Source organism: Campylobacter sp. RM16188 (genome assembly GCF_012978795.1).
GTDB lineage: Bacteria > Campylobacterota > Campylobacteria > Campylobacterales > Campylobacteraceae > Campylobacter_A > Campylobacter_A canis.
The window spans coordinates 92,793-115,359 of the sequence record NZ_LIWQ01000002.1 but is presented as its reverse complement, the minus strand read 5'-3'; the positions used below and the strand labels follow the sequence as shown (position 1 = coordinate 115,359).

Here is a 22,567-nt window from a genome sequence, read left to right as displayed (position 1 = left end):
GGATAAGCGCGATTATCAAGATAAGATATATCATGGCTTATCTCTTAAGATTATTTACGATTTGAAGCATATCATCGCTTGTCGTTATCGCCTTTGAATTGGCTTCATACGCACGCTGACCGGTGATAAGATCGGTCATCTCTTCAACCAGCTGGACATTACTCATCTCGACAAATCCTTGCTTGATCTGACCAAATCCGTCAAGTCCTGCCGTTCCTACGACCACATCGCCGCTTGAGCCTGTAGGAAGATAGTTGTTATCGCCCATCGCGTGAAGCCCGCTTGGGTTTATAAAATTTGCAAGCTCTATCTGACCGATCTGCGTCATCTCGACATTACCCGGTTGCAAAACCGAAACCGTGCCGTCCGTGCCTACCGAGATATGCGTAGCATCGGCAGGTATGCTCATCTGCGGGATCAAAGGATATCCGTCTGAATTTACTATCGTGCCTTCGCTATCAAGCTTAAACGCACCGTTTCTGGTATAAGCCGTGGTGCCGTCAGGAAGTTGCACTTGAAAAAATCCATGCCCGGCGATAACCATATCAAGGTTGTTACTTGTCTCTTTAAAATGTCCTTGCGAGAAAATTTTAGTTATCGCCGTAGGGCGCACGCCAAGACCCACCTCTATACCTGTAGGGCTTTTTGTCGTAGAGCTGGTCGAAGTGCCCGCATACTCCATAACCTGATACATAAGATCGGCAAATTCGGCTCTGTTTTTCTTATATCCCATCGTATTTACGTTTGAGATATTGTGCGAAGTTACGTCTATTTGGGTCTGCTGCGCTATCATGCCGGTTGCGGCTGAGTAAATAGATCTCATCATGACTTATCCTTTTAAATTTTTTAAACTTATATTTAGCAAGTTGTGTTCCAAATTCTGTTTTTTATATTAAATTCTCCAAATACTTGCAAATTTTTACAGCAATGTTTTAAACTGCAAAAGCGAAGTATTTTAATATAGATTTAAATGTTGTGCAGTAAAATTTTGGCGCAGATAGGACAAGTACTCCATCAAGCCAAATTTTGCAAACTCATTTAAATACGCTTAAAAAACGAGCTTTTACACCTTAGTTGAAGCCAGCTTGCTGATAGCGTCTTGATTAAGATCGTCCATATGGCTTCTCATCACTTTTTGATACATATCAACTAATCGGTTTGTCTCAATAAGCCCCACCATCTCGGTTACGGCATTTACGTTTGAAATTTGAGTATAACCCTGAGCAACGGCATCAACATCATCGCCAAGATCTCTTAACTCCTTTAAATTCGGCACAACATATAGATTATCACCCTCTTTTGTAAGATTTCTTATCTCTTTTGGTTGAGCCAGATAAAATCTTGCGATCTGCTCATCATTTGCGTAAATATTTCCGTTTTTATCCACACTTAGCCTTTCATCTTGAGGAATTTGTATCCCGCCTGCTCCGCCTTCAAAATAGTTATTCGGAAGCACTTTAAAGCCCTCTTTTGTAACCAAAAATCCCTCATCATCAAGGCCAAAAGCGCCGTTTTTAGTAAGCCTAACTTCGCCTGTTTTGGTTTCAACCAAGAAAAAAATATCCTCGCGCTTTATGGCAAAGTCAAGCGTATTGCCGGTAAATTTCATTCCGCTATTACTAAAATCAACATATTGTTCTGAAATTTGAGGCACTCTATCGATAGTTCTATTTAAAAATTTAGCAGCCTGCTTTGTGTGATTTTCAAGCGGCAAAACATCTCTAAATTCCTGAAAAATTCTCTCAAAATCACCCACAACCACATCGTCACGCTTAAAGCCGATTGTGTTTATGTTTGCAAGGTTATTTGAGATGACATCAAGGCGGTTAAACTGCGTAACCATCGCACCGGTAGCTTGATAATATCCGTTTTGCATTATAAAATTTCCTAAATTTTAATATCTCAAAAAAGATTAAGCAAGTTGTGTTCCAAACTATATTTTGGCAAAGATTAAGAAAATCTCGGTATAATACATACTTTTTACTTCAAACAACTACGGACGGCAAAGGAACCTAATGAGCAGCGCAAAAAAAGAGACTTTATCCCTCGTTGAAGAGTTATTTAAAGAGAATTCCAAAGGCTACGTAACATACGAAAAACTTATCAAATTTTTTGAAAAGGCTCCTACAAGCGCAATCGCAAAAAAAGTAGAAGCCCTAGCCAAAACACACAAAATCAAACTAATAACAGCAGCTGAAATAGCCAAGATGAAAAACATCGAGGATGCTAAAAAGCGCAAAGAGGAGCGCGAAAAGCTTCAAGATGAAATCTTGGAAGACGAATTTGACCTTGCTAGCGAAAATGATCTGCTTGAGTGGTCACGCTCAGATAGTCCCGTGCGTATGTATCTACGCGAAATGGGGCAAATTTCGCTACTTACAAAAGACGAAGAGGTAGAAATAAGCAAAAAGATCGAGCTTGGCGAGGATATCATCATCGATGCCTTTTGCTCTGTGCCGTATCTGATTGATTTCATACTTGATTATAAAGAGCCTCTTATCAACCGCGAAAGAAGAGTCAAGGAGCTGTTTAAGAGCTTTGATGATGAAGATAACGGCGAAAACGAAGAAGAGGAGGAATTTGACGAAGAGGCGGAATTTGAAGAGGAAACCTCAAAGAAACCTTCTAAAAAAGAGGATAAAAGAGCCGAAAAAGTTATAGAGAGCTTCAAAGCGCTTGAAAAGGCCAAAAAAGACTGGATGAAAATGGCTAACAAACAAAGCGATGTCGAGCAAGAAGATGAGCTTTTAGCAAAGCTGACATTAGCCTTTAAAAAGAAAATTCTAAAAGACAAGCTAATGGATCTGGGACCCACAAGCAAACTTATAAGCGAGATCGTAAAGTCGATGGAAACGGCTCTAAAGAGTGATGATGAGTTTGATAGAGAGCTTAAAAGACTTGAGTATAAACTTCCTATGTTTAGCGACGAGCTTAAGAAAAATCACAAAAGCATCCTAAAAGACATCATCAAGCTTAGCAAGGAAGATATCATAGCTCGCGTGCCCGAGGCTACGATGGTTTCAACTTATGTAGAGATTAAAAAGCTATTTCAAACAAAAGAGGCAAGTAAGCAGGGATTTGACCTTGATCCTGTGCAGCTAAAAGAAATTTTAGAGCAAATCAAACGCGGTAAGAAAATTTCAGACGAGGCAAAAACAAGAATGGCCAAGTCAAATTTGCGTCTTGTGGTAAGTATCGCCAAGCGTTATACAAATCGCGGTTTGCCGTTCTTAGACCTCATCCAAGAGGGAAATATCGGTCTTATGAAAGCGGTTGATAAATTTGAGTATAAAAAAGGTTATAAATTTTCAACCTACGCCACATGGTGGATACGCCAAGCTATAAGTCGCGCAATAGCCGATCAAGCCCGTACTATACGCATACCTATCCATATGATCGAGACTATAAACAGGATAAACAAGATCAACCGCAAGTATCTTCAAGAAGAAGGCAAAGAGCCTGATGTGAGCGTGATCGCCAAAGAGGTTGGGCTAACCGTGGATAAGGTTAAGCAGGTTATCAAGATCACAAAAGAGCCAATCAGCCTTGAAGCACCAATCGGTAACGAAGAAGACGGTAAATTTGGAGATTTTGTCGAAGATAGAAGCTCGCTAAGCCCTATGGATCATATACTTAAAAACGACCTTAAAGAGCAAATAGATGAGGTTCTTGATCAGCTTAACGAGCGCGAAAAAGCGGTTATAAGAATGAGATTTGGTCTGCTTGAGGATGAAAGCGATCGTACTCTTGAAGAGATCGGCAAAGAGCTAAACGTGACTCGCGAGCGTGTCCGTCAGATAGAAAGCTCGGCTATCAAAAAACTAAAACATCCAAAAGTAGGACGCAAACTTAAAAACTACATTGAGGGCTAACAAATTTAGCTAGCCCTCACTCGCTTGCCCCGCACGAATTCATAAATCGCTCCAAAATTAATTTTATAAACCTACGTATTTCAATCCAAAAATACCAAAAATGCTAAGAGTAAAAGCCAATTTTATACTCGTAATCTCTTAAATTTAAGTGAAATGAGCGTAAAAGAGTTGCAGAATTTATCTGCTTAAATTTTAAAAAGTGATTAAAACAATATCCAAAGCATCGCTTGGCAAGCAAGCAAAGAGAATTTGATAGCACAATTATAACTTGGAAGAACTTTAAAAAATATGCAGAGAAATTTATCTTATTTAAATACGTTTTTATATAAAATCAAAGCCAAATTTACAAAGGATAAAAATGCAAGAATTTAAAACCACGCAAAAAGACCAGCAAGAAATATCTTACATGTTAGCAGGTGCTAGAAAAAATGGTATAATCGCCGCTTTGGTAATGAGCTTTTCATCTTTATTAAGTGCTATGTTTTTATTTTTTTGCAAATAATCTACCGCAATTAACAACCCAAAAAACAGTCGGTTTTAAGCAAATTTTTAGCCTTATCGCAGTGATAATATCAATATATTTTTACTACAAAGCCCTAAAAACGATATCAAATTTAAGCGGTAGTAACGCGCTAAGAAGCTATCAAAAATTTATCGCCTCTTGTATATTTATTATCGCGAGCATAGGCGTCTCAGTATTCATATTTTTTACATATATGCCAAATCCAAACGAAGCTATATTAATGCAACTAAAAGCGCAAACTTATATGAATATCTCCGCCTATATCGTAATGCTTGGGCTAAATTTTATCTTACTATTTGCTTGGATTAAGGTAGAGGAGATAAATTTAAATCCCGCTTAAGCTTAGCGCGGATAGGGTGCAAGCAAGTTGTTTAAAAACAAAACGATGATTTTAAGCCGGTTTTGCTCAGTAAAGCAAATTCAAATAATAAAATTTACGCACAAGCCATTTGGCTTCATAGCTACACGGCATAGTAAGCGGAGTTGGTCGGGCAAGAGCCTAAACTCTCGCCTCGCAAGATTAAAAATTATAATGAAAATTCATTATAAACGATCTCTCATCACCCAGCCTTGCGTTTGAACGCCAATATTTTTTATCTAAAAGATTGTTTATAGCTAGCGTTATTTGAGCATTTTCATTAAAGTTGTATCCCGCACTTAGATCCACTCTTGCAAAGCCCGGCAGGTGGTTTTGTTCTACTTTGCTACTTGAAACCGTGTAGTTGTAACGCTTAGAATATCCAGTAACACCGCTTTCCACATACCATTTCTTATCTTCTACGTAGCGAAGAAAGACGTTACCTTGCAGCTTAGTGGTGTTGTTTAAATTTAGCCCTTCGTATAGCTTGTTTGACTTGTCTTCGGTAGTTTTAGCGTCCGTATAGCCAAGGGAGCTTCTTAGGTATAAATTCCCATAAATTTGCCCCAGTACGTTTAGTTCTACGCCCCTGCTTCGCTCTTTACCGCGCAAAGCCCAAGTGTATGGGTCATTAGTGGCGTCAGGTTGATAACGTATGTTTTTGTGCTCTATTTGAAATACCGCCAAATTTGAGCTAAATCTATTATCCGCCCAGTTGCTCTTTAATCCGATTTCGTATTGGACGTTGTTTTGAGGCTTTGTATCAAGTGTTGATATATCGTTTGTGCTTATATTTATATTTCCTCGTCCGCCATAAGGAGCAAAGCTCTGCGAATACGAAACGTAAGCGGTATGATTATCGGTAAAATCCCACAAAAGACCCACTCTTGGGCTAAATGAATTTCCGTCATAGCTATTTGTTTTGCCGTTTATATCTCTTGTCTTAAATTTATAAAAGTCAAATCTTCCGCCGATTAAAAGCCTGTATTTATCATCAAGACTGATGAGGTCTTCAAAAAACACCCCGTGATTTATAGCCTTGTGTCTATTGTCGGTAGTAAGCTTTTCTAGTCTCGGCGACACCCAGCTGCTAGAAGGTGCATAAGGATCTACTACTGCGGTATGACTTCTGCTAAACCAAAGTTTTGGCGCTCTTTTTTCAAGGCTATGGTCGTATCCAAACGCTATATTGTGCTTAATTCTTTCAAATTCAAGCTCCTTTGTTAGCGTAAGCGTGTTTGAGATAGTGTTGTTATCGGTCTGTTGTTTTGCATAGTTTTGCCTGATCTTGTTGCCGCCTACTATTGTTCCGCCGTAAAAGTGGTCGAAATTTTGACTGGCTTGCCTATAACCAAAGATCCATTTTAGGTTCATATCCTTTGCCAGCTCGGCATTTAATTCCGTGCGAAAGAAATGAAGCCTATCCTCGACGAAATCGCCGCTATGCGCAAAGCCCTTTTTATAATCAAGCCCAAGCTTATCGTATATATCCTTAGTAGGCGTTCTATCAGGAACTCTCCACGCATTATCAAAGGTGTATTGCGCCTCAAAGCTGATATCACCCTCTTCGTTTGTTACTATAACGCTAGGACTTATCATGAAATTTTTATACTTGATATCATCTCGCCACGATTTACCTCGCTCGCCGTCTGCGGTTAGCCTAAAGGCCAACTTGCTATTTACAACGTGATTTACGTCAGCTCCCATACCCATTCTATACCAGCTGCCGTATCTGGCGGATATCTTTTGCAAAGGTATGAAATTTGCCTTCTTGCTTACCAAATTCACAACCGCTCCGCCGTCGCTTCTTCCGTATAGTATAGAAGCCGGACCTTTTAGAATTTCAACCCTTTCTACGTTTGCGGTGCTTCTTCTGATCTGACCGGAATCCCTCACTCCGTCTCTATAGATATCTCCGCCGTCTATACTAAAGCCTCTTATCCTTATACTCTCTCCGCGCATATCATATCCAGCATCAACGCCCGCGTTTCCCTCTAGTATGCTTGAAAGATCGTTAGTGCCGTAGTTGCGGTTTTTTTGTATGTCGATTGTCTCGATGGTTTGTGGGGTCTGTTTATTACTTAAGCCGTTTCTATTTAGCTCCGCGCTATCATAAGTGATGTAGCCTTTTAGACTATCTTGCTCTGAAATTCCTTCAACTTCTACACTTGGAAGCACAACCGAATAAGATCCGCCGGCATCGGCCAAAGCCAAAGTAGCCATGATGACGCTTGAAGCAAAAATACTAATTCTCATTAATTTCCCTTAGATAAAAATAAAACTGATAGTATATATCATTATTTTTTAAAAACTTATTAATTATAAATTAAACATATGCAAAAGATAAGTCGTCTCTTTAAATTTTGAAAATTTGCAAATATAAATTTATATAAATTCAAGCTCTTTTTTTTAATTCGGCAAGCAAATTTAATTCAAATTTATTCAAGAAGTAATACACAAATTTAAACCTCTTGTCTTCAAGCCGTGCGGGTACAAAAAGACAAATTTATAGCTATCTTTATATTGATTTTATATCAAATTTATATAACAAATTTTATAATATATTATTTTATATTTTATATATTATAAATACTAAATTTAGGAATTTTAAAAATATATTTAAATAATTTAAAGGAGAAAATATGAGCAAATTTTTAAAGTTTGCATTAGGTCTTGCGCTTTGCGCTTCATCTTTATTTGCAGATCGCGTCATCACCGATCAGCTTGGCAGAGATGTGACTCTTCCTGATGAAGTTAAGCGAATAATCGTGCTTCAGCACCAAAGTCTAAACGTGCTTAATCAAATAAACGCCATGGATAAGGTCGTTGGCGTGCTTGAAACTTGGGAAAAAACGCTTGGCAAGAACTATGCTCGCCTTGCTCCAAGCCTTAAGGATATGCCAACTCCTGGCGACCTAAAGGTCATAAACCACGAATCGGTTCTTAAGCTAAAGCCTGATGTCGTTATCGTAACAAACTACATCCCAAGCGAATATATCGCAAAAATGGAAGAGCTTAAGATACCAGTTGTTGGCATCAGCTTTTCAAAAAGAGAGGATAAAGAAAAAGATAAGCTAAATCCTACTCTTGAAGACGAAGCCAAAGCTTACACAGAGGGCTATTATGAAGGTGTTGAGATACTTGGCAAAGTGGCAAACCGCGAAAAAGAGGCGGCCGAGCTCATTAAATTCGTAAAAGATCAACAAGCTTTCTTAAAAAGCAAAATGGACAATCTAAAGATAGATAAAAAAGTTAGAATTTACATGGCAAATCCCGATCTCACCACTTACGGAAGCGGCAAATACACGGGAGTGCTGTTTGCAAGAGCGGGCGGAGAAAACGTAGCCGCAAAAGATATCAAAGGCTATAAGCAAATTTCAGCCGAAAATTTAATCGCTTATAATCCCGACATGATATTTGTCCAAGAGCGCTATCCGCAGGTCCCAAACGAGCTTAAGTCAAGCCCGCAGCTTGCAAACGTAGCGGCTATCAAGATGGATAAAATTTACATGATGCCTGAATTTGCCAAGGCTTGGGGCTATCCTACGGCAGAAGCCATGGCGCTTGGCGAGGAATGGCTGGCTATAAGGCTATATCCTGAGCATTTTAAAGGTGTGGATTTTGATAAGAAAGTTGAGGAGTTTTATCAAAAATTCTACCGCACATCATACTCTAAATGATGCTTCCGGCCCTCATAATCATCTGGATTATAACCTGCCTCGTCTCGCTTGGGATGGGGCAGTATCACATCGAATTTAGCGAAGTTTTAAGCATTTTAATAAGCAGTAGCGATAACGAAACGGCTAAAAGCGTTATTTGGGGCATTAGAGTGCCTAGAATTTTGCTCTCAAGCCTTTGCGGCGGAATTTTAGCGCTTAGCGGGCTTAGCTTGCAAGCCGTTTTTAAAAACCCGCTCGTAGGCCCTCATATCGTAGGAGTTAGCACTGCAGCGGCATTTGGTGGAGCGCTTTGTATACTCATAGGTTTTGGCTCGTTTTACATCGTAGGCTTTGCCTTTTTCTTTGTAATTTTAGCTCTTTTGGCACTATTTTTCCTAGCCAAATTTGTCTCAAAAGCAGACATTTTCTCGCTCATCCTGGCAGATATCGTCATAAACGGCGTATTTGCCGCACTTACAAGCTTGGTGCAGTATCTTGCAGACAACGAAGAGGTGTTGCCAAACATCATCTACTGGCTGCTTGGAAGCTTCGTAAACGCAAACTACCATAAACTCACGCTTTTAGCCGTTATAAGCCTGCCTTGCGCGGCACTTTTGATCATGCTTAGATACAGGTTTAACCTGCTTAGCCTAAACGACGACGACCTTAAAGTTTTAGGCGTAAACATCACGCTTCTTCGCTCGTTTATACTGATCCTTTGCACCCTTCTTATCGCCGTGCAACTAAGCGCAAGCGGAAACATCGGCTGGATCGGGCTTGTCGTGCCTAACATCGCAAGGCTCATATGCGGAAGCGACCACACGCGCTCAATGCCAGCTTGCTTCATCATAGGCGCTATATTTATGCTGTTTGTGGATGACTTGGCTAGAAGCATAAGCAGCGCGGAAGTGCCTCTTAGCATACTTTCAGCACTGATCGGAAGTCCTGTTTTTGCGATACTCTTAAAAAGGAGCGCGTCAAATGCAAAATCTGCTTGAGATAAAAGATGCGGGATTTTACTACGAGGAGCAAAAATTTCTCTTTCGCAGGCTAAATTTCGCCCTTGCCAAAGGCGAAACACTAGCGATACTTGGACTAAACGGGCAAGGCAAAAGTACGCTTATGTTTTGCATGATGGGAGTTTTAAAGCTCAAAGAGGGCGAAGTAAAAACGCAGGCTAAATTTGCTTTTTTACCGCAAAATTTTAGCGTTGCGTTTGATTATAACGTGCTTGATATAGTTTTAATGGGGCGGATTCGTGAAATTTCGCTTTTTTCAAAACCGAGCAAAGAGGATATCAAAATTTGCGAAGACGCACTTCATAGCTTAGAAATTTCACATCTTAAAAATAAAAGTTTTAACTCCCTTTCGGGCGGACAAAAGCAGCTTGTTTTACTTGCTAGAGCGATTGCCAGCAGAAGTGAAGTGATGTTTTTAGATGAGCCTACAAGCGCGCTTGATCTAAAAAATCAAGATAGGGTTTTAACACTGATTCGTAATCTAAAAGAGCAAAGCAATGCAAGTATCGTCTTTACCACTCATCAGCCAAACCACGCTCTAGCCGTAGCCGATAGCACTCTCATCCTTAAAAACGACCTTAGCTACGTCTTTGGCAAAAGCAGTGAGGTGCTAAATAAAGAAAATTTAAGCTCGCTTTATGATGTGGATATAAGAGGAGTTAAATTTGATATAGGCAGCAAGCAAATACCAAGCATAACGCAAATTTTTAGCACACAGAAGTAAAATTTAAGTATAATTACGAGAAGTTTTATCAATTTAGGAGAGTTTAATGAATAATAATGAAATTTTAGTCGAGCAAGATGAGAGGCTAGCAAAAGCTAGAAGAGATGGTCTTATATCAAGCGCTATCATGTTTGCTAGCTTAGCAGTGCCGTTTCTAATCGGATTTTTCATCAAAATCGAATATCCAAGTTCAAGACTCGCCTTGAATGTGATACTACTTATCGTCTCTATCGCCGGTATCGTATATATGTGGAATGCCTTAAAAGCTATTCAAGATATCTCTCAAAACGAAGTATTTGAGATATTTAAAAAGAGTATTATGGCGACATTTGTAATAGTAGGTTTAGCCGCCCTAATGCTCTTTGCCAAAAACAACGAAACGATTTTTAGCGTCTTAGGTTTAGCGGTGTTTATTATACTAATATACGTCGGGATAGCATGGCTTAGGATAAATTTAAGACTAGCCAAAATAACGCAAAACGGACTTTTTAAAACATACGTTTTCGTCTCTATTTTTTGTTTTGTAGCGGTGCTGTTTTTAAGAGCTTTACCAAGTTTTGGTCTATCGTTTTCACTGCAAACACTTATATTTCTTTATATGGCATCAGAGATAATAACTACAATCCCGCTACTGGTACAAATTTTTGCATGGCGAAAAGTAGAAAAAGTAATCAGAGATATTTAGCTATCTCTGATTATCAAAATTTAGCTTGAAGCGTTAAACTAGCCTTTCATCTTAGAAAAATTATCATTTTTCAAATTCGCTTCCATAAGCCTTATCTCATCTTCGCCGCTTCTTACGATATCAGAGTCGCATTCAAAATTCTTCGCGTCTATCTTCTTTGGATATTCGACATTTGCCAAAATATGCCTAAATATATTTATCCGCGCGTGCTTTTTGCTATCGGATGACACTATCGTCCAAGGACAAGCGGGAGTATTTGAAGCAAGTAGCATGGAGTATTTGGCGATGGTATATTGGTCCCAAAGCTCTTGGCTTTTGGCATCCACGGGCGAAATTTTAAACTGCTTAAGCGGATCGGTGAGGCGCTCTTTGAAGCGTTTTTTCTGCTCCTCTTTTGAAACCGACAGGTAAAATTTAAAGAAAATTATGCCCGAGTTTTTTATCATCTCTTCAAATTTTGGCACCTCGCGCAAAAACTCCTTGTGCTCTTCTTGTGTACAAAATCCCATCACGGGCTCAACTCCTGCTCTATTGTACCAAGAGCGGTCAAATATCACGATCTCTCCGGCGCTTGGAAGGTGCGCCACATACCGCTGAAAGTACCACTGTGAGCGCTCTACGTCGCTTGGCTTTTCAAGTGCTACTATGCGACATCCGCGCGGGTTTAGATGCTCGGTTAGGCGCTTTATACTTCCGCCCTTACCCGCCGCATCACGCCCTTCAACGATAATAAGCACTCTTAGACCCTGCTCTTTTACGTGGTTTTGAAATTTCAAAAGCTCGATCTGAAGCTTTCTAAGTTCATGTTCGTAATCAAATTTAGCCTTTTTATCCTCTTTTTTGTTTTTTGACATTTAAACCTTTCAAATTAATAGCTTGCTATTCTCCTGTTAATATATTTTTATCACTCAAAACTACACCGGTATCGCTATTTGAAGTTAAAATTCCTAAAAGCGATACTTCATTAGCATTCAATACATCGTCATTGTTTGCATTTATTCTATAAAGCTGCGTTATATCATTGCCTTTTACCACTACGATAGCTATAGTCTTAGCTCCTGTAGTAGAATTTTTAAAAGCGGTATTGCTAGGAGAGAAAAGATCATTAAAATTTTTCCCGCCATAATCTTTACCGGATATATTAGCGTCTATAGTTGTGCTATAGATATTTGTATCTTCAATAGCTTTTGAAGCTCCTGATTTAATGTCTAGATTTATGGCATCCGCCTTACTTATGCCTAAATTTTTAAAATCTATCTTGTCGCTTACAGAAAAGTTAGATATGCTCAAATTTGAAGCATTTTTAGATAGTATAAATACATCCTTTAGCTTACTTGCCTTAAGCGCACCTGTAACACCATCAACTTCCAGGCTATCATTTGGGTCTATAAATTTATCTGACAACAAAGAGTATTGAGCCAAAGTAAGATTTAAAGCGTTCTTGTCGTCTATGATATCTATAGCATCTACGCTCTTAATGACATTAAGCCCTGCGCTATCGGCAAGAAACTCTTTTATATCGCCTAATCCATCTTTAATAACCACGCTCTCTTTTGATGCAAGTTTATCTGCAAATGCTCCAAAACTTTTAATAGCTCCTGTTTTATCACTTGAATCCGTAAATTTATCTTTTATACTTTTAAACTGCGTCAAACTAAGATTGAGCTTGGCTTGGTCTTTATTTATATCAATACTTTTTATTTTGTCGCTCAATAAAGTTAAAACCTCTATAGCGCCGGTTTTTTCTAAATTTTCAGCAGTATCCAAAATTCTAAAGATTACATTTTCGGCTATCTTTATTCCTTCAAGTTTTCCAGTATAATTTATACCCACTATCGTTTCAACATCGGCTAAAATTTCTTTTATATCACCCTTTTCTCCAAATAAAATAGAAGCTTTTTGGGCTGTCAGCATATCGCCGTCTTTGCTGTTTTTTATTAATTTTTCTAAATTATAACCCTTGATCTCATCTTCTTTTTTACTTTCGGTATTCTTAAACCTATAAATTTTACCGTCCGCCAACTTTACTGCACTTATTTTAAGTTTATCCAACGATATATCAACAAGAGTTTTTTTATTATTTTCATCTTTATAAAATTTACCATCATCTCCTTTATACAAAGTATAATCAACTTCTTTAGCCTCTATGAGAATCTTACTATCTTCAAAAAGCTTTAAAAAGCCGTCTTTATCACTTATCTGATTAAATTTTATAAATCCGTTTGCGACTAAATTATTTAACATATCCTCTATTTGATCGGCATTTGCATTTTCAAAGCTCTTTGCAATAATAGTTGCAAATTCTTTGTTTGACACGATAGGTATATTGTTTACAATAGCTTGTGTCTTGATAATAGTTGCAATATCTTCTGCTGTGCTTTTGTCGGTTATGTTTTTTAAGATATTTGAAAATGGAGCTATCTTTTCATTTATAGTACCATTTGGCGCCACATTTTTAATAGATTTTGCAGCAACTTCTGCAGTTTTTAACTTATTAAAGTATAAATTTTGAGCTTTTATTGCATTAGGATCGCTAAATTTTCCATATTCCGCAGCTTTTAAAAGCTCATTGACAACTAAACTTTTTGACATGCCTGCATCTAAAAGACTACTCCAGTAAGATACTCCTTCAGGATCAGTTGTCTTATCTTTTTCAAGCAAATTTGTATATATGTGATTTATAAAATCTTCATTATTTTCTTTGCCTTTAAAAAACTCTTTTGCCGCATTACTTTGAAGCATTATCTCGGTAATAGAATTCATGTCAAAATTATTAATATTAGCCTCATTTAGCCAGTACTGCTGACCGTCTCCTTCGGGAACTCTATTAAAAATCGCTATATAAAGCGAATTTATATCTTTACTAGTTAGTGCCATAAACATCCTTTTGTATCGAAATCAATTTTTAATTATATAGCAATTTTATTTATTTTTTAATATTTCTACGACTTTACATATTTAACACTGGCTTTATATTATTCTTGTAAAATACGACTAGAAATTTTTAAGGACAAATATGTTTAAAAAAGCGATTTTTTCTATATTCTTACTTATCGTATCAGCATTTGGCGATCCGCTTTCGGTTGCCGAAGCTTTTGGGTTAAGCGCGAAAACCGACAGCCAAAATGTCGAATTTAGATTTGATCTGGCAAAAGATATATATGTATATAAGGACACATTAAAAGTAATCAGCAAAGGCAAGACGCTAAACGATCAGCTAAATTTGCCAAATTTTATAAACGACGGCAGTTTTGACGTATATCCTGAAAAATTTAGCTTATTTGTGCCTATAAGTTTGCTTAAAGAGATAAATCAAAGCGACAGCTTTAATATCACGCTTGAGTATCAAGGCTGCGCCAAAAACGGCATTTGCTACCAACCGCAAGTAAATAATTACAACGTATCAAGCGGCTTAAGCGGATACAAGATAGCGTTAATTCCAAAAGATGGCGATACGACCGTAGCCTCTAGCCTGCCTAGCGAAAGTGAGCTATCCGAGCAAGACAGCATCGCTAAAAATTTAAGCGACAAAGGGTTTGTTTTATCGCTTATTACCTTTTTTGGCTATGGAATTTTACTTTCTCTTACCCCTTGTATATTTCCTATGATACCGATACTTTCAAGCATTATCGTATCCAAATCAGGAGACAAACTAAACGCTAAACGCGGATTTTGGCTTTCGTTTATCTATGTCTTTGCCATGGCTTTAGCCTACGCAGTAGCGGGTATAGTAGCAAGTATCTTTGGCGCGGGACTTAGCGGCATGCTTCAAACTCCTGCGGTGCTTATCGGCTTTAGCTTGGTCTTTGTCGCACTTGCTCTATCGATGTTTGGACTTTATGAGTTTCAAATGCCTTTAAAAATCCAAAATTTACTCAACAAAAAAGCCGAAAATAAAGACGGAGTTATAGGAATTTTCATTATGGGATTTTTATCCGCTCTCATTGCAAGTCCATGCGTTGCAGCGCCTCTTGCAGGCGTGCTTCTTTATATAGCGCAAAGCGGAAATGTGCTCTTTGGCGGATCGGCTCTATTTATCATGGGGCTTGGCATGGGTGTACCGCTTCTAATCATCGGTGCAAGCTCGGGCAAACTGCTTCCGCGTCCTGGCATTTGGATGGATAACATAAAAAGACTCTTTGGCTTTATCATGATATTTATGGCGATATGGCTTAGCGCGCGAGTACTTGGCTCTCGCGTCGAGTTTTTGCTGTATGGTATCACGGGAGTGTTTATGAGTGTATATTTTGGAGCGTTTGACAGCACAAATGAAAACAGCAGCTCTAGCAAAAAAGCTCTTAAATCGGTATCTCTAATCCTATTTATCTACGCGTTCATACTTATCATAGGCTCTTTTACGGGAGCGAAGTCGCTTGCAAATCCCCTTGCAAATTTCGGTACATCGGAAGCTATAAATAACAAAGAGGCAAAATTTATCAGCGTATCAAACGTAAATGAGCTTGAAAATGCTATAAAAAGCTCAAGCAAGCCGGTTATGATTGATTTTTACGCTACTTGGTGCGTAAGCTGCAACGAACTTGACGAGATAACATTTAAGGAGCAAGCGGTATTAAGCAGGCTTGAAAATTTAACTTTAATACGAGTAGATGTTACTAAAGGAAGCAAAGAAGACAACGAACTTATGAACAAATTCGGGCTTATAGGTCCGCCTGCGCTGATATTTTACAAAGGCGAGAAGGAGCTAAAAAGTGCAAGAGTTATAGGTTTTTATGAACCTCAGAAATTTATAGCTCATCTTGATAAATTTAAATTATAGCCTCTAGTCGTTGTTGCGTGTCGTAACACAAATTTTAAGCAAATTTAGCCTATACTTCTAATCCAAGCTGGTAAATTTGCTTGCTCATTTTTTAAAGTAGTAGCTCCGCCATGCCCAGGGAAAAGCTCAAAGTCACCGCTCATGCCAAGACATTTCTCAAGGCTTTTTTTCATATCGTTTTCATTTGAATAGGGAAAATCATAACGCCCTATCGAGCGATAAAATAAAAAATCCCCGCTAAATATCACGTCATCAACTATTACCATCGAACATCCAGGAGTATGACCCGGAAAATGCAGATAAGATATATCAAATTCGCCGATTTTAAAGCTCACGTCTTCAAATTTAGCGCCTCCTACCGTTACGGCATCGCTCATAGTATCGTATCCTTCACCGAAAATATCGCTTTGTAGCATGAAATTATCGTCCTTATGAATATACACGTCAATATTAAATAAATTTTTTAAGCTAACGTTTGAAAAAATATGATCGGAATGTCCGTGAGTATTAAGTATGGCGATAGGATTTTTTACATTTTCGGTTACAAATTTAAAGGCGTTTTCGCCAGGGTCAATGATGAGCTCAAAGCCGTTTTTAGAAACTATATAGCAATTTGTCTGGTATGAGCCGCAAGATTTAAATAACACTTTCATCTAAAATTTCTTTAATGTAAAATAAATATAATTTTTATTGTATATTTTTTAAGCTTAAAAGATTTTTTTATAAAAAAATAAGTATAATGCTAAAGAATAAATTAAATACTTGGTAATAAATATATGAAAGATTATAATCAGATCAGCTCTAAGTTACAAATTTTCTTATCTGACTACCTTGCAAAAAGCGGAGCGGAGAATTTTGTCATCGGTATTAGCGGAGGTATCGATTCAGCAGTTGTAGCAACGCTTTGTAAGATGGTTAAGCCTAAAAACACTTACGCTCTTATAATGCCTACTAAATTTTCAAACGAAGATAATTTAAAAGACGCCTTAACGCTTTGCAAAAAGCTTGACATCGGCCATAAGATCATAAATATCCAACCCATTTTAGATAGCTTTAGCGGCAGCATAGGCGAAAAACTATCGAATTTAAGAAGCGGAAATTTAGCCGCCAGGGTTAGGATGAGCTTGCTTTATGACTATTCGGCAAGCATAAACGCTTTGGTAGTAGGCACAACAAACAAAAGCGAACTAATGCTTGGATATAGCACTATCCATGGAGATTTAGCATGTGCTTTAAATCCTATCGGAGAACTTTTTAAAACCGAAATTTTTGAATTTGCGAGATTTTTAGGAGTAGATGAAGGTATCATCGCAAAACCGCCTTCGGCAGACTTTTATGAGGGTCAAACGGACGAAGGAGATATGGGATATGAATACGAAAAAATCGATAAGGTTTTAATAGATATAGAAAAAAAAGAGAGCAAAAAAAAGCTGTTAGGCAAATTTGACAACGCGCTTGTAAATATGATACTTGCAAGAATATCAAGAAACAAATTTAAGCTTAGCATGCCACCGATTGCCAAGATAAACTAAATTAAGGAGTTGAAATTATGGAGGAAATTACATTTTACAAGCCATCTATCGACGAAAAAGAGATAGAGCTTATAAAAGAAGCCCTTAAGGACAACGGAGCTTCTATGATTAGCAGGTTTGAAGCGGAGCTTAAGAAGTATTTTGGTGTAAAACATGCGGTAACGACAAACAACGGAACGGCGGCACACCATCTTGCGCTTTGCTCTATCGATTTAAAACGCGGAGATAAGCTTATATGTTCGGTCAATTCAACTCCAAGCGTAGCGCAATCAATCAGGCATTTTGACGCCGAGCCGATATTTGTAGATGTAAACGAAGATGATTTTAACATGAATCCAAATTCACTAAGAGATGTCCTTAAAGTAAATAACCACAAAAAACTAAAGGGCATATTTGTAAATCACGTAGCGGGTCAAGCTACCGATATGGATGAAATTTACGATATAGCTAACGAATACGGTATAAAGGTATTTGACGACGCAGGCAAGGGCATAGGACTTACCTATAAAGATAAGAAAATAGGCTCTACTGACGATTCCTCCCTTGCTTGCTTTAGTATCCATTCTCAGCTTACAAATCCGATCGCAACTGCCGGCTTTATGGTAACAAACGACGATAATATCGCAGAAAGAGCTAAGCTACTTAGAAATCACGCCATAATAAACGGCATTGATAAAGACGGAAATTTAAGCTATATATACGATGTGGTTGATATCGGCGTTAAATACGATCTTACGGCACTTTGCGCAGCTTATGCGATGGGTCAATTCGGTAAAAACGATAAATTTATCAAAAGACGCCAAGAGATAGCTAAAATTTACGATGAACAGTTAAAAGACTGCCCGCACATCACGACTCCGATTAAAAAACGAGATCATACCTACGTACAATACATCATAAAAGTCGACAAAAATCGCGATAGCTTTGCCAAAGAGCTACTTGAAAACGGTATTCACACTTCGCTTCATCATATACCGATGCATCTTTTAAGCTATTACAAAAACAAATACGCACTTAAAGTAAATGCTTATCCAAACGCGCTTAAAGTCTATCAGCAAGTGCTTTCGTTACCGATTTATGCGGCTTTAAAAGATGAAGAGGTTTATAAAATTTGCGAAACGATAAAAGAGATAGCTAAACACCGTGTTTAAGAGGTTTGTGCATAGTTTTGCGCAGCAATATTTTTATAGTCCTGATTTAGCCTGTAAGCTTCTTGCGATACTGCTTTTGCCTCTTAGTGCTATTTATTTTATAGTTATTTGGGTCAAATTTAAGCTTGCTTCTAAAAAAAATTTTGATATCCCGATAATAAGTATTGGGAATTTAACACTTGGCGGAAGCGGAAAAACTCCCCTTTGTATAGCTATAGCAAACGAATTTGAGGGCGGTTTTATCATTCTTAGAGGATATAAGCGCGCCTCAAAAGGACTTAAAAAAATTTGCATAAACGGCGAAATTTTAACCGATGTCAAAACAAGCGGCGATGAGGCGATGGAGTATGCAAAAAGCGTTAAAAACGCAAATGTCATCGTAAGCGAAAACCGCGATGAAGCCATAAATTTAGCTCGCAGTCTTAAAGCCAGATACGTCTTGCTTGATGACGGCTTTTCTAAATTTCACATCAAAAAACTTAACATCCTAATTAAGCCCTCACACGAGCCATATTTTGATTTCGTCATACCAAGCGGTGCTTATAGATATCCTAAGAGCTTTTATAAATTTGCAGACCGTATCGTGCAAGAAGGAGTTGATTTCACCCGAGAAAGCGAGATCATTAACCCAAGCGATAAGATGGTTTTAATTACCGCCATAGCAAATCCGGCAAGACTTAGCCCGTTTTATGAAAAATGCATAGGGCGAGAGTTCTTTGAAGATCATCATAGCTTTACCAAAGGCGAGCTTGAAGAGATTTTAAAGCGTTACAAAGCCACTTCGCTACTAGTTACCAAAAAAGATTTCGTAAAGATAGAGGAATTTGGCTTACCGATATCTCTAATCACTCTTAAAACGACTCTTTCAAGCGATTTTAAAGAGCTTATCAAAGCTACTCTCTAGGCAAAATTTGCTATAATCGCCCAAAAAGGATCAAATTTGCAAAAACATATCAAAACAGCCGAAATTATCGTATCCGCACTCCCATATATACAAAAATTTAGAGATAAAATTTTCGTCATCAAATACGGTGGCGCAGCACAAATAGACGAAAAGTTAAAAAACGACTTTGCGCGCGATGTAGTGCTGTTAAATTTAGTAGGCATAAAAGTGGTCATTGTCCACGGCGGAGGCAAAAAGATAAACTCCATGCTTGAAAAACTTGATATCAAAAGCGAATTTGTAGACGGACTAAGAGTGACCGATGAAGCGACGATGGAAGTTGTTGAGATGGTGTTAAGTGGGCTAATAAACAAAGAGATAACGGCACTTTTAAACAAGCATGGCGCAAAAGCCATAGGCATAAGCGGCAAGGATGCTAATATGCTAAATGCGGTCAAGTCAAATAGCGGTAAATACGGCTTTGTGGGCGATATCACCGATGTAGATGAAAATATCGTGCTAAATTTGCTTAAAGAGGGATTTGTGCCCGTTATCGCGCCTATCGCAACCGATAAAAACGCAAACAGCTACAACATCAACGCCGATCTTTGCGCAAGCGCGATAGCATGCAAACTAAAAGCTGAAAAGATAATGTTTTTAACAGATACAGCTGGGATTTTAGACGGAGAAAAAAATCTTATAAGCAAGCTTGATGAAGCAAGTATAAAAGAGTTTAAAAACTCAGGCGTAATAAGCGGAGGCATGATACCAAAAGTCGATGCCGCACTTGCTTGCGTAAAAAGCGGAGTTAAAAACTCACATATCATAGACGGCAGACTGCCCCACTCCATACTTCTTGAGCTATTTACCGATGATGGAATAGGAACGATGATAAGATGAAATTTGTAATAACCTCCTGCGATAAAAAAGGCGCAAAAAAACTTTCAAAAAAACTCATAAAGCGTAAATTTGCAGCTTGTGTAAGCGTGATAAAAGCTAAAAGTACCTATGTATGGAAAAGTGAAATTTGCTCTGAAAAAGAGAGAATTTTACTTATAAAAACGGCTAAAAAATTTAAAAAAATAAGCAAATTTATAAAATCCAACCACAGCTACGAGCTTCCTGAAATCGCACTTATAAAAGCTGACGGTGCGCTTAAAAAATACGCAAAATGGGTTAGAAAATCGACAAAAGGCAAAAAATGAAACTTCACCAAACAAGAGCCAATGAAAATGAAAATTTAAACGCGGTTGAATTTAGCCACGCGCTTCTTGCGCCTAGTTCAAATTACGGAGGGCTTTATGCTCCGCTTAACCTGCCTAAGCTGGATGATGAATTTTTCGCGCAAGCAAAGGAGTTAAATTACGAGCAAATCGCGCTTGAGATCATTAAAAAATTTGAATTTGACGTTAAAAACGATGTCTTTGAAAAAGCCCTTAAAAGATATCTGAAATTTGACAAGCCAAACGAGCCCGTTCAGATAAGAAAAATCGGCGAAAATTTATACATAAACGAGCTTTATCACGGACCTACTAGAGCTTTTAAGGATATGGCGCTTCAGCCGTTTGGAGTTATATTAAGTGAGCTTGCTAAGAACAAGGGCGAAAACTACCTCATAATGTGCGCTACAAGCGGAGATACGGGTCCTGCTACGCTTGAAACATTTAGCGATGCTCCAAATATAAAAGTAGTCTGCCTCTACCCAAAAGACGGCACAAGCGAGGTTCAGCGCCTTCAAATGATAAACGCAAGCGCTAAAAATTTAAAAGTTATCGGCATAGAAGGCAACTTCGACGATGCACAAAGAGCGCTTAAAACGCTTTTGGCTAGCGAAAATTTCAAAACAGCCCTAAAAGAACTTGGAGTATCTCTAAGCGCTGCAAATTCGGTAAATTTCGGGCGAATTTTATTTCAGATCATATATCACGTCTACGCTTACGTATATCTGCTAAAAACAGGTGTTTTAAACGCGCAAGAGAGTTTTGACATCATCGTACCAAGCGGAAATTTCGGCAATGCGCTTGGAGCATACTACGCTAAAAAAATGGGCGCAAAAATAGACAAAATCAAAATCGTCTCAAACGCAAATAATATCTTAACCGAATTTTTTAGCACCGGCGTTTATGATCTCAGGGGCAAAACTCTTATAAAAACCATAAGTCCGGCTATGGATATATTGATCTCGTCAAACGTAGAGAGATTGCTTTTTGATAAATTTGGAGCGGTTAGAACAAAAGAGCTTATGCAAAATTTATCTGAAAATGGCTTTTATAGGCTAAATTCAAGTGAGCTAGAAGAGCTTAAAAAAGATTTTGAAGCTGATTTTTGTAGTGATGAAGAGTGCGAAGAGATAATTAAAGAGCAAGCGATCAAAGACGTCATAATCGATCCTCACACAGCCACTTGCTTTAAGATGAGTTCAAATTTGACCCGCCCAACCGTGATCACCTCTACCGCTCACTGGGTTAAATTTGCGCCAAGTATGTTTAAGGCGTGTAAAAATGAAGATCTAAAAGATGAAAGGTTAGGACTTGAAGCCTTAGCAAAAGAATTTAGCGATATCGTTCCTGAGTCTATAAAGTCGCTATTTAGCTCGCAAGCCGTTCATACCGACATAGCGCACAAAGATGAGATAGAGGATAAAATTCTAAACTGGATAAAGCAATGATAGTAATACCCGCTCGCCTTGCTTCAACAAGGTTTCATAATAAAATTTTACAGCCCATCAACGGCTTGCCGATGTTTATCGCAACCGCAAAAAGAGTGCAAAACGTGGATGAAATTTTAATAGCGGTTGATGATGAAGAGGTGCTTGAAATAGCTAAAAAATATGGATTTAAAGCGGTCATGACAAGCAAGGATCATCAAAGCGGAACTGACCGTATAAATGAGGCGGTTACAGTTTTAAACCTCAACAAAGACGAAATCATCATAAACGTTCAAGCCGATGAGCCATTTATAGAGCCTGACAATATAGCTAAATTTAAAGATTTCTGCGAAAAAAACCGAGAAAAAGCATTTATGTTTTCATGCTACAAAACTATAGACGATAAAAATGCCGACGATAAAAATTTAGTTAAAGTCGTAACCGACAAAGACGGCTTTGCACTGTATTTTTCTCGATCAAGGATTCCTTTTAACAGAAGCGAATGCAACGCTTATAAAGCGCATCTTGGCATCTACGGATATAGCGTAAAGGCGCTTAGTGAATTTTGCGCATTTGAGCCATCTTTCCTTGAGGATACGGAAAAATTAGAGCAACTAAGAGCGCTTGAAAACGGCAAAAAAATAGCTATGCTTGAAGTAAGTAGCCAAAGCATAGGTATTGACTGCGAAGAGGACTTGCAAAGAGCCTTAAATAAATTCTTAAACAAATAGCCTTGT

The 22,567-nt window shown here is 38.2% G+C and carries 21 protein-coding genes; 15 read left to right on the top strand and 6 right to left on the bottom strand.

Features of this window, described 5'->3' with window-relative positions; translation table 11 throughout:
* Positions 1-37: 37 nt before the first annotated feature.
* Positions 38-826, bottom strand: coding sequence for a flagellar basal-body rod protein FlgG (gene flgG, locus CDOM16188_RS01640; RefSeq protein WP_172197748.1), 789 nt, complete (start codon positions 824-826; stop codon positions 38-40).
* Positions 827-1,063: 237 nt separating this feature from the next.
* Positions 1,064-1,876, bottom strand: coding sequence for a flagellar hook-basal body protein (locus CDOM16188_RS01635; RefSeq protein ID WP_172197746.1), 813 nt, complete (start codon positions 1,874-1,876; stop codon positions 1,064-1,066).
* 139 nt (positions 1,877-2,015) lie between these two features.
* On the opposite strand from CDOM16188_RS01635, the gene rpoD reads away from it, so the two are divergent.
* The 3 genes from rpoD (at position 2,016) to CDOM16188_RS01620 (ending at position 4,735) form a co-directional block, all read left to right on the top strand.
* A complete protein-coding gene (gene rpoD, locus CDOM16188_RS01630; protein WP_172197744.1) occupies positions 2,016-3,872 on the top strand; it encodes an RNA polymerase sigma factor RpoD in 1,857 nt (618 codons plus the stop codon).
* Positions 3,873-4,230: 358 nt separating this feature from the next.
* On the top strand, positions 4,231-4,374 hold the full coding sequence (locus tag CDOM16188_RS01625; RefSeq protein ID WP_172197742.1) for a hypothetical protein: 144 nt from the start codon (positions 4,231-4,233) through the stop codon (positions 4,372-4,374).
* A 61-nt stretch (positions 4,375-4,435) separates the two neighbouring features.
* Positions 4,436-4,735: a hypothetical protein gene (locus tag CDOM16188_RS01620; protein ID WP_172197740.1), complete on the top strand. Its 300-nt coding sequence runs from the start codon at positions 4,436-4,438 to the stop codon at positions 4,733-4,735.
* Positions 4,736-4,915: 180 nt separating this feature from the next.
* On the opposite strand, the gene CDOM16188_RS01615 is transcribed toward CDOM16188_RS01620, so the two are convergent.
* Positions 4,916-7,009 carry a TonB-dependent siderophore receptor gene (locus CDOM16188_RS01615; RefSeq protein ID WP_172197738.1) on the bottom strand — a complete coding sequence of 698 codons (2,094 nt, stop codon included), beginning with the start codon at positions 7,007-7,009 and terminating at the stop codon, positions 4,916-4,918.
* A 386-nt stretch (positions 7,010-7,395) separates the two neighbouring features.
* On the opposite strand from CDOM16188_RS01615, the gene CDOM16188_RS01610 reads away from it, so the two are divergent.
* The 4 genes from CDOM16188_RS01610 to CDOM16188_RS01595 are packed head-to-tail and all read left to right on the top strand — an operon-like array spanning position 7,396 to position 10,840.
* Positions 7,396-8,433: an ABC transporter substrate-binding protein gene (locus CDOM16188_RS01610; RefSeq protein WP_172197736.1), complete on the top strand. Its 1,038-nt coding sequence runs from the start codon at positions 7,396-7,398 to the stop codon at positions 8,431-8,433.
* Complete coding sequence (locus tag CDOM16188_RS01605; protein WP_172197734.1) at positions 8,430-9,410, top strand: iron ABC transporter permease; 981 nt, start codon at positions 8,430-8,432, stop codon at positions 9,408-9,410. Before CDOM16188_RS01610 ends, CDOM16188_RS01605 begins: the two co-directional genes overlap by 4 nt.
* Positions 9,394-10,155, top strand: a complete 762-nt coding sequence (locus tag CDOM16188_RS01600; protein ID WP_172197732.1) for an ABC transporter ATP-binding protein — start codon at positions 9,394-9,396, stop codon at positions 10,153-10,155. The genes CDOM16188_RS01605 and CDOM16188_RS01600 overlap by 17 nt, the downstream gene beginning before the upstream one ends.
* Positions 10,156-10,201: 46 nt before the next feature.
* On the top strand, positions 10,202-10,840 hold the full coding sequence (locus tag CDOM16188_RS01595; RefSeq protein WP_172197729.1) for a hypothetical protein: 639 nt from the start codon (positions 10,202-10,204) through the stop codon (positions 10,838-10,840).
* A 38-nt stretch (positions 10,841-10,878) separates the two neighbouring features.
* On the opposite strand, the gene ppk2 is transcribed toward CDOM16188_RS01595, so the two are convergent.
* Positions 10,879-11,694 (bottom strand): polyphosphate kinase 2, encoded by an 816-nt coding sequence (ppk2, locus tag CDOM16188_RS01590; RefSeq protein ID WP_172197726.1) that lies wholly within the window; start codon positions 11,692-11,694, stop codon positions 10,879-10,881.
* A gap of 25 nt (positions 11,695-11,719) precedes the next feature.
* Positions 11,720-13,717: a DUF4214 domain-containing protein gene (locus tag CDOM16188_RS01585; protein ID WP_172197723.1), complete on the bottom strand. Its 1,998-nt coding sequence runs from the start codon at positions 13,715-13,717 to the stop codon at positions 11,720-11,722.
* Between the two features lie 139 nt (positions 13,718-13,856).
* Between CDOM16188_RS01585 and dsbD the strand changes: the two genes are divergently transcribed.
* Positions 13,857-15,617, top strand: coding sequence for a protein-disulfide reductase DsbD (dsbD, locus tag CDOM16188_RS01580; protein ID WP_172197720.1), 1,761 nt, complete (start codon positions 13,857-13,859; stop codon positions 15,615-15,617).
* A gap of 44 nt (positions 15,618-15,661) precedes the next feature.
* Here dsbD and CDOM16188_RS01575 read toward each other — a convergent pair whose 3' ends face one another.
* Entirely contained in the window at positions 15,662-16,270 is a 609-nt protein-coding gene (locus tag CDOM16188_RS01575; RefSeq protein ID WP_172197717.1) for an MBL fold metallo-hydrolase, read from the bottom strand.
* Between the two features lie 123 nt (positions 16,271-16,393).
* On the opposite strand from CDOM16188_RS01575, the gene CDOM16188_RS01570 reads away from it, so the two are divergent.
* Genes CDOM16188_RS01570 through kdsB form a run of 7 tightly spaced genes read left to right on the top strand, consistent with a single transcriptional unit; the run spans position 16,394 to position 22,561 of the window.
* Positions 16,394-17,149: an NAD+ synthase gene (locus tag CDOM16188_RS01570; protein WP_172197714.1), complete on the top strand. Its 756-nt coding sequence runs from the start codon at positions 16,394-16,396 to the stop codon at positions 17,147-17,149.
* 17 nt (positions 17,150-17,166) lie between these two features.
* Positions 17,167-18,300, top strand: a complete 1,134-nt coding sequence (locus tag CDOM16188_RS01565; RefSeq protein ID WP_169942393.1) for a DegT/DnrJ/EryC1/StrS aminotransferase family protein — start codon at positions 17,167-17,169, stop codon at positions 18,298-18,300.
* Positions 18,293-19,204, top strand: a complete 912-nt coding sequence (locus CDOM16188_RS01560) for a tetraacyldisaccharide 4'-kinase (protein WP_172197711.1) — start codon at positions 18,293-18,295, stop codon at positions 19,202-19,204. Before CDOM16188_RS01565 ends, CDOM16188_RS01560 begins: the two co-directional genes overlap by 8 nt.
* A 36-nt stretch (positions 19,205-19,240) precedes the next feature.
* Positions 19,241-20,083, top strand: coding sequence for an acetylglutamate kinase (argB, locus tag CDOM16188_RS01555; RefSeq protein WP_172197708.1), 843 nt, complete (start codon positions 19,241-19,243; stop codon positions 20,081-20,083).
* Positions 20,080-20,388: a divalent cation tolerance protein CutA gene (gene cutA / locus CDOM16188_RS01550; protein WP_172197705.1), complete on the top strand. Its 309-nt coding sequence runs from the start codon at positions 20,080-20,082 to the stop codon at positions 20,386-20,388. Before argB ends, cutA begins: the two co-directional genes overlap by 4 nt.
* Entirely contained in the window at positions 20,385-21,851 is a 1,467-nt protein-coding gene (gene thrC, locus CDOM16188_RS01545) for a threonine synthase (RefSeq protein WP_172197702.1), read from the top strand. Before cutA ends, thrC begins: the two co-directional genes overlap by 4 nt.
* A complete protein-coding gene (gene kdsB, locus CDOM16188_RS01540; protein WP_172197699.1) occupies positions 21,848-22,561 on the top strand; it encodes a 3-deoxy-manno-octulosonate cytidylyltransferase in 714 nt (237 codons plus the stop codon). Before thrC ends, kdsB begins: the two co-directional genes overlap by 4 nt.
* Positions 22,562-22,567: the final 6 nt, after the last annotated feature.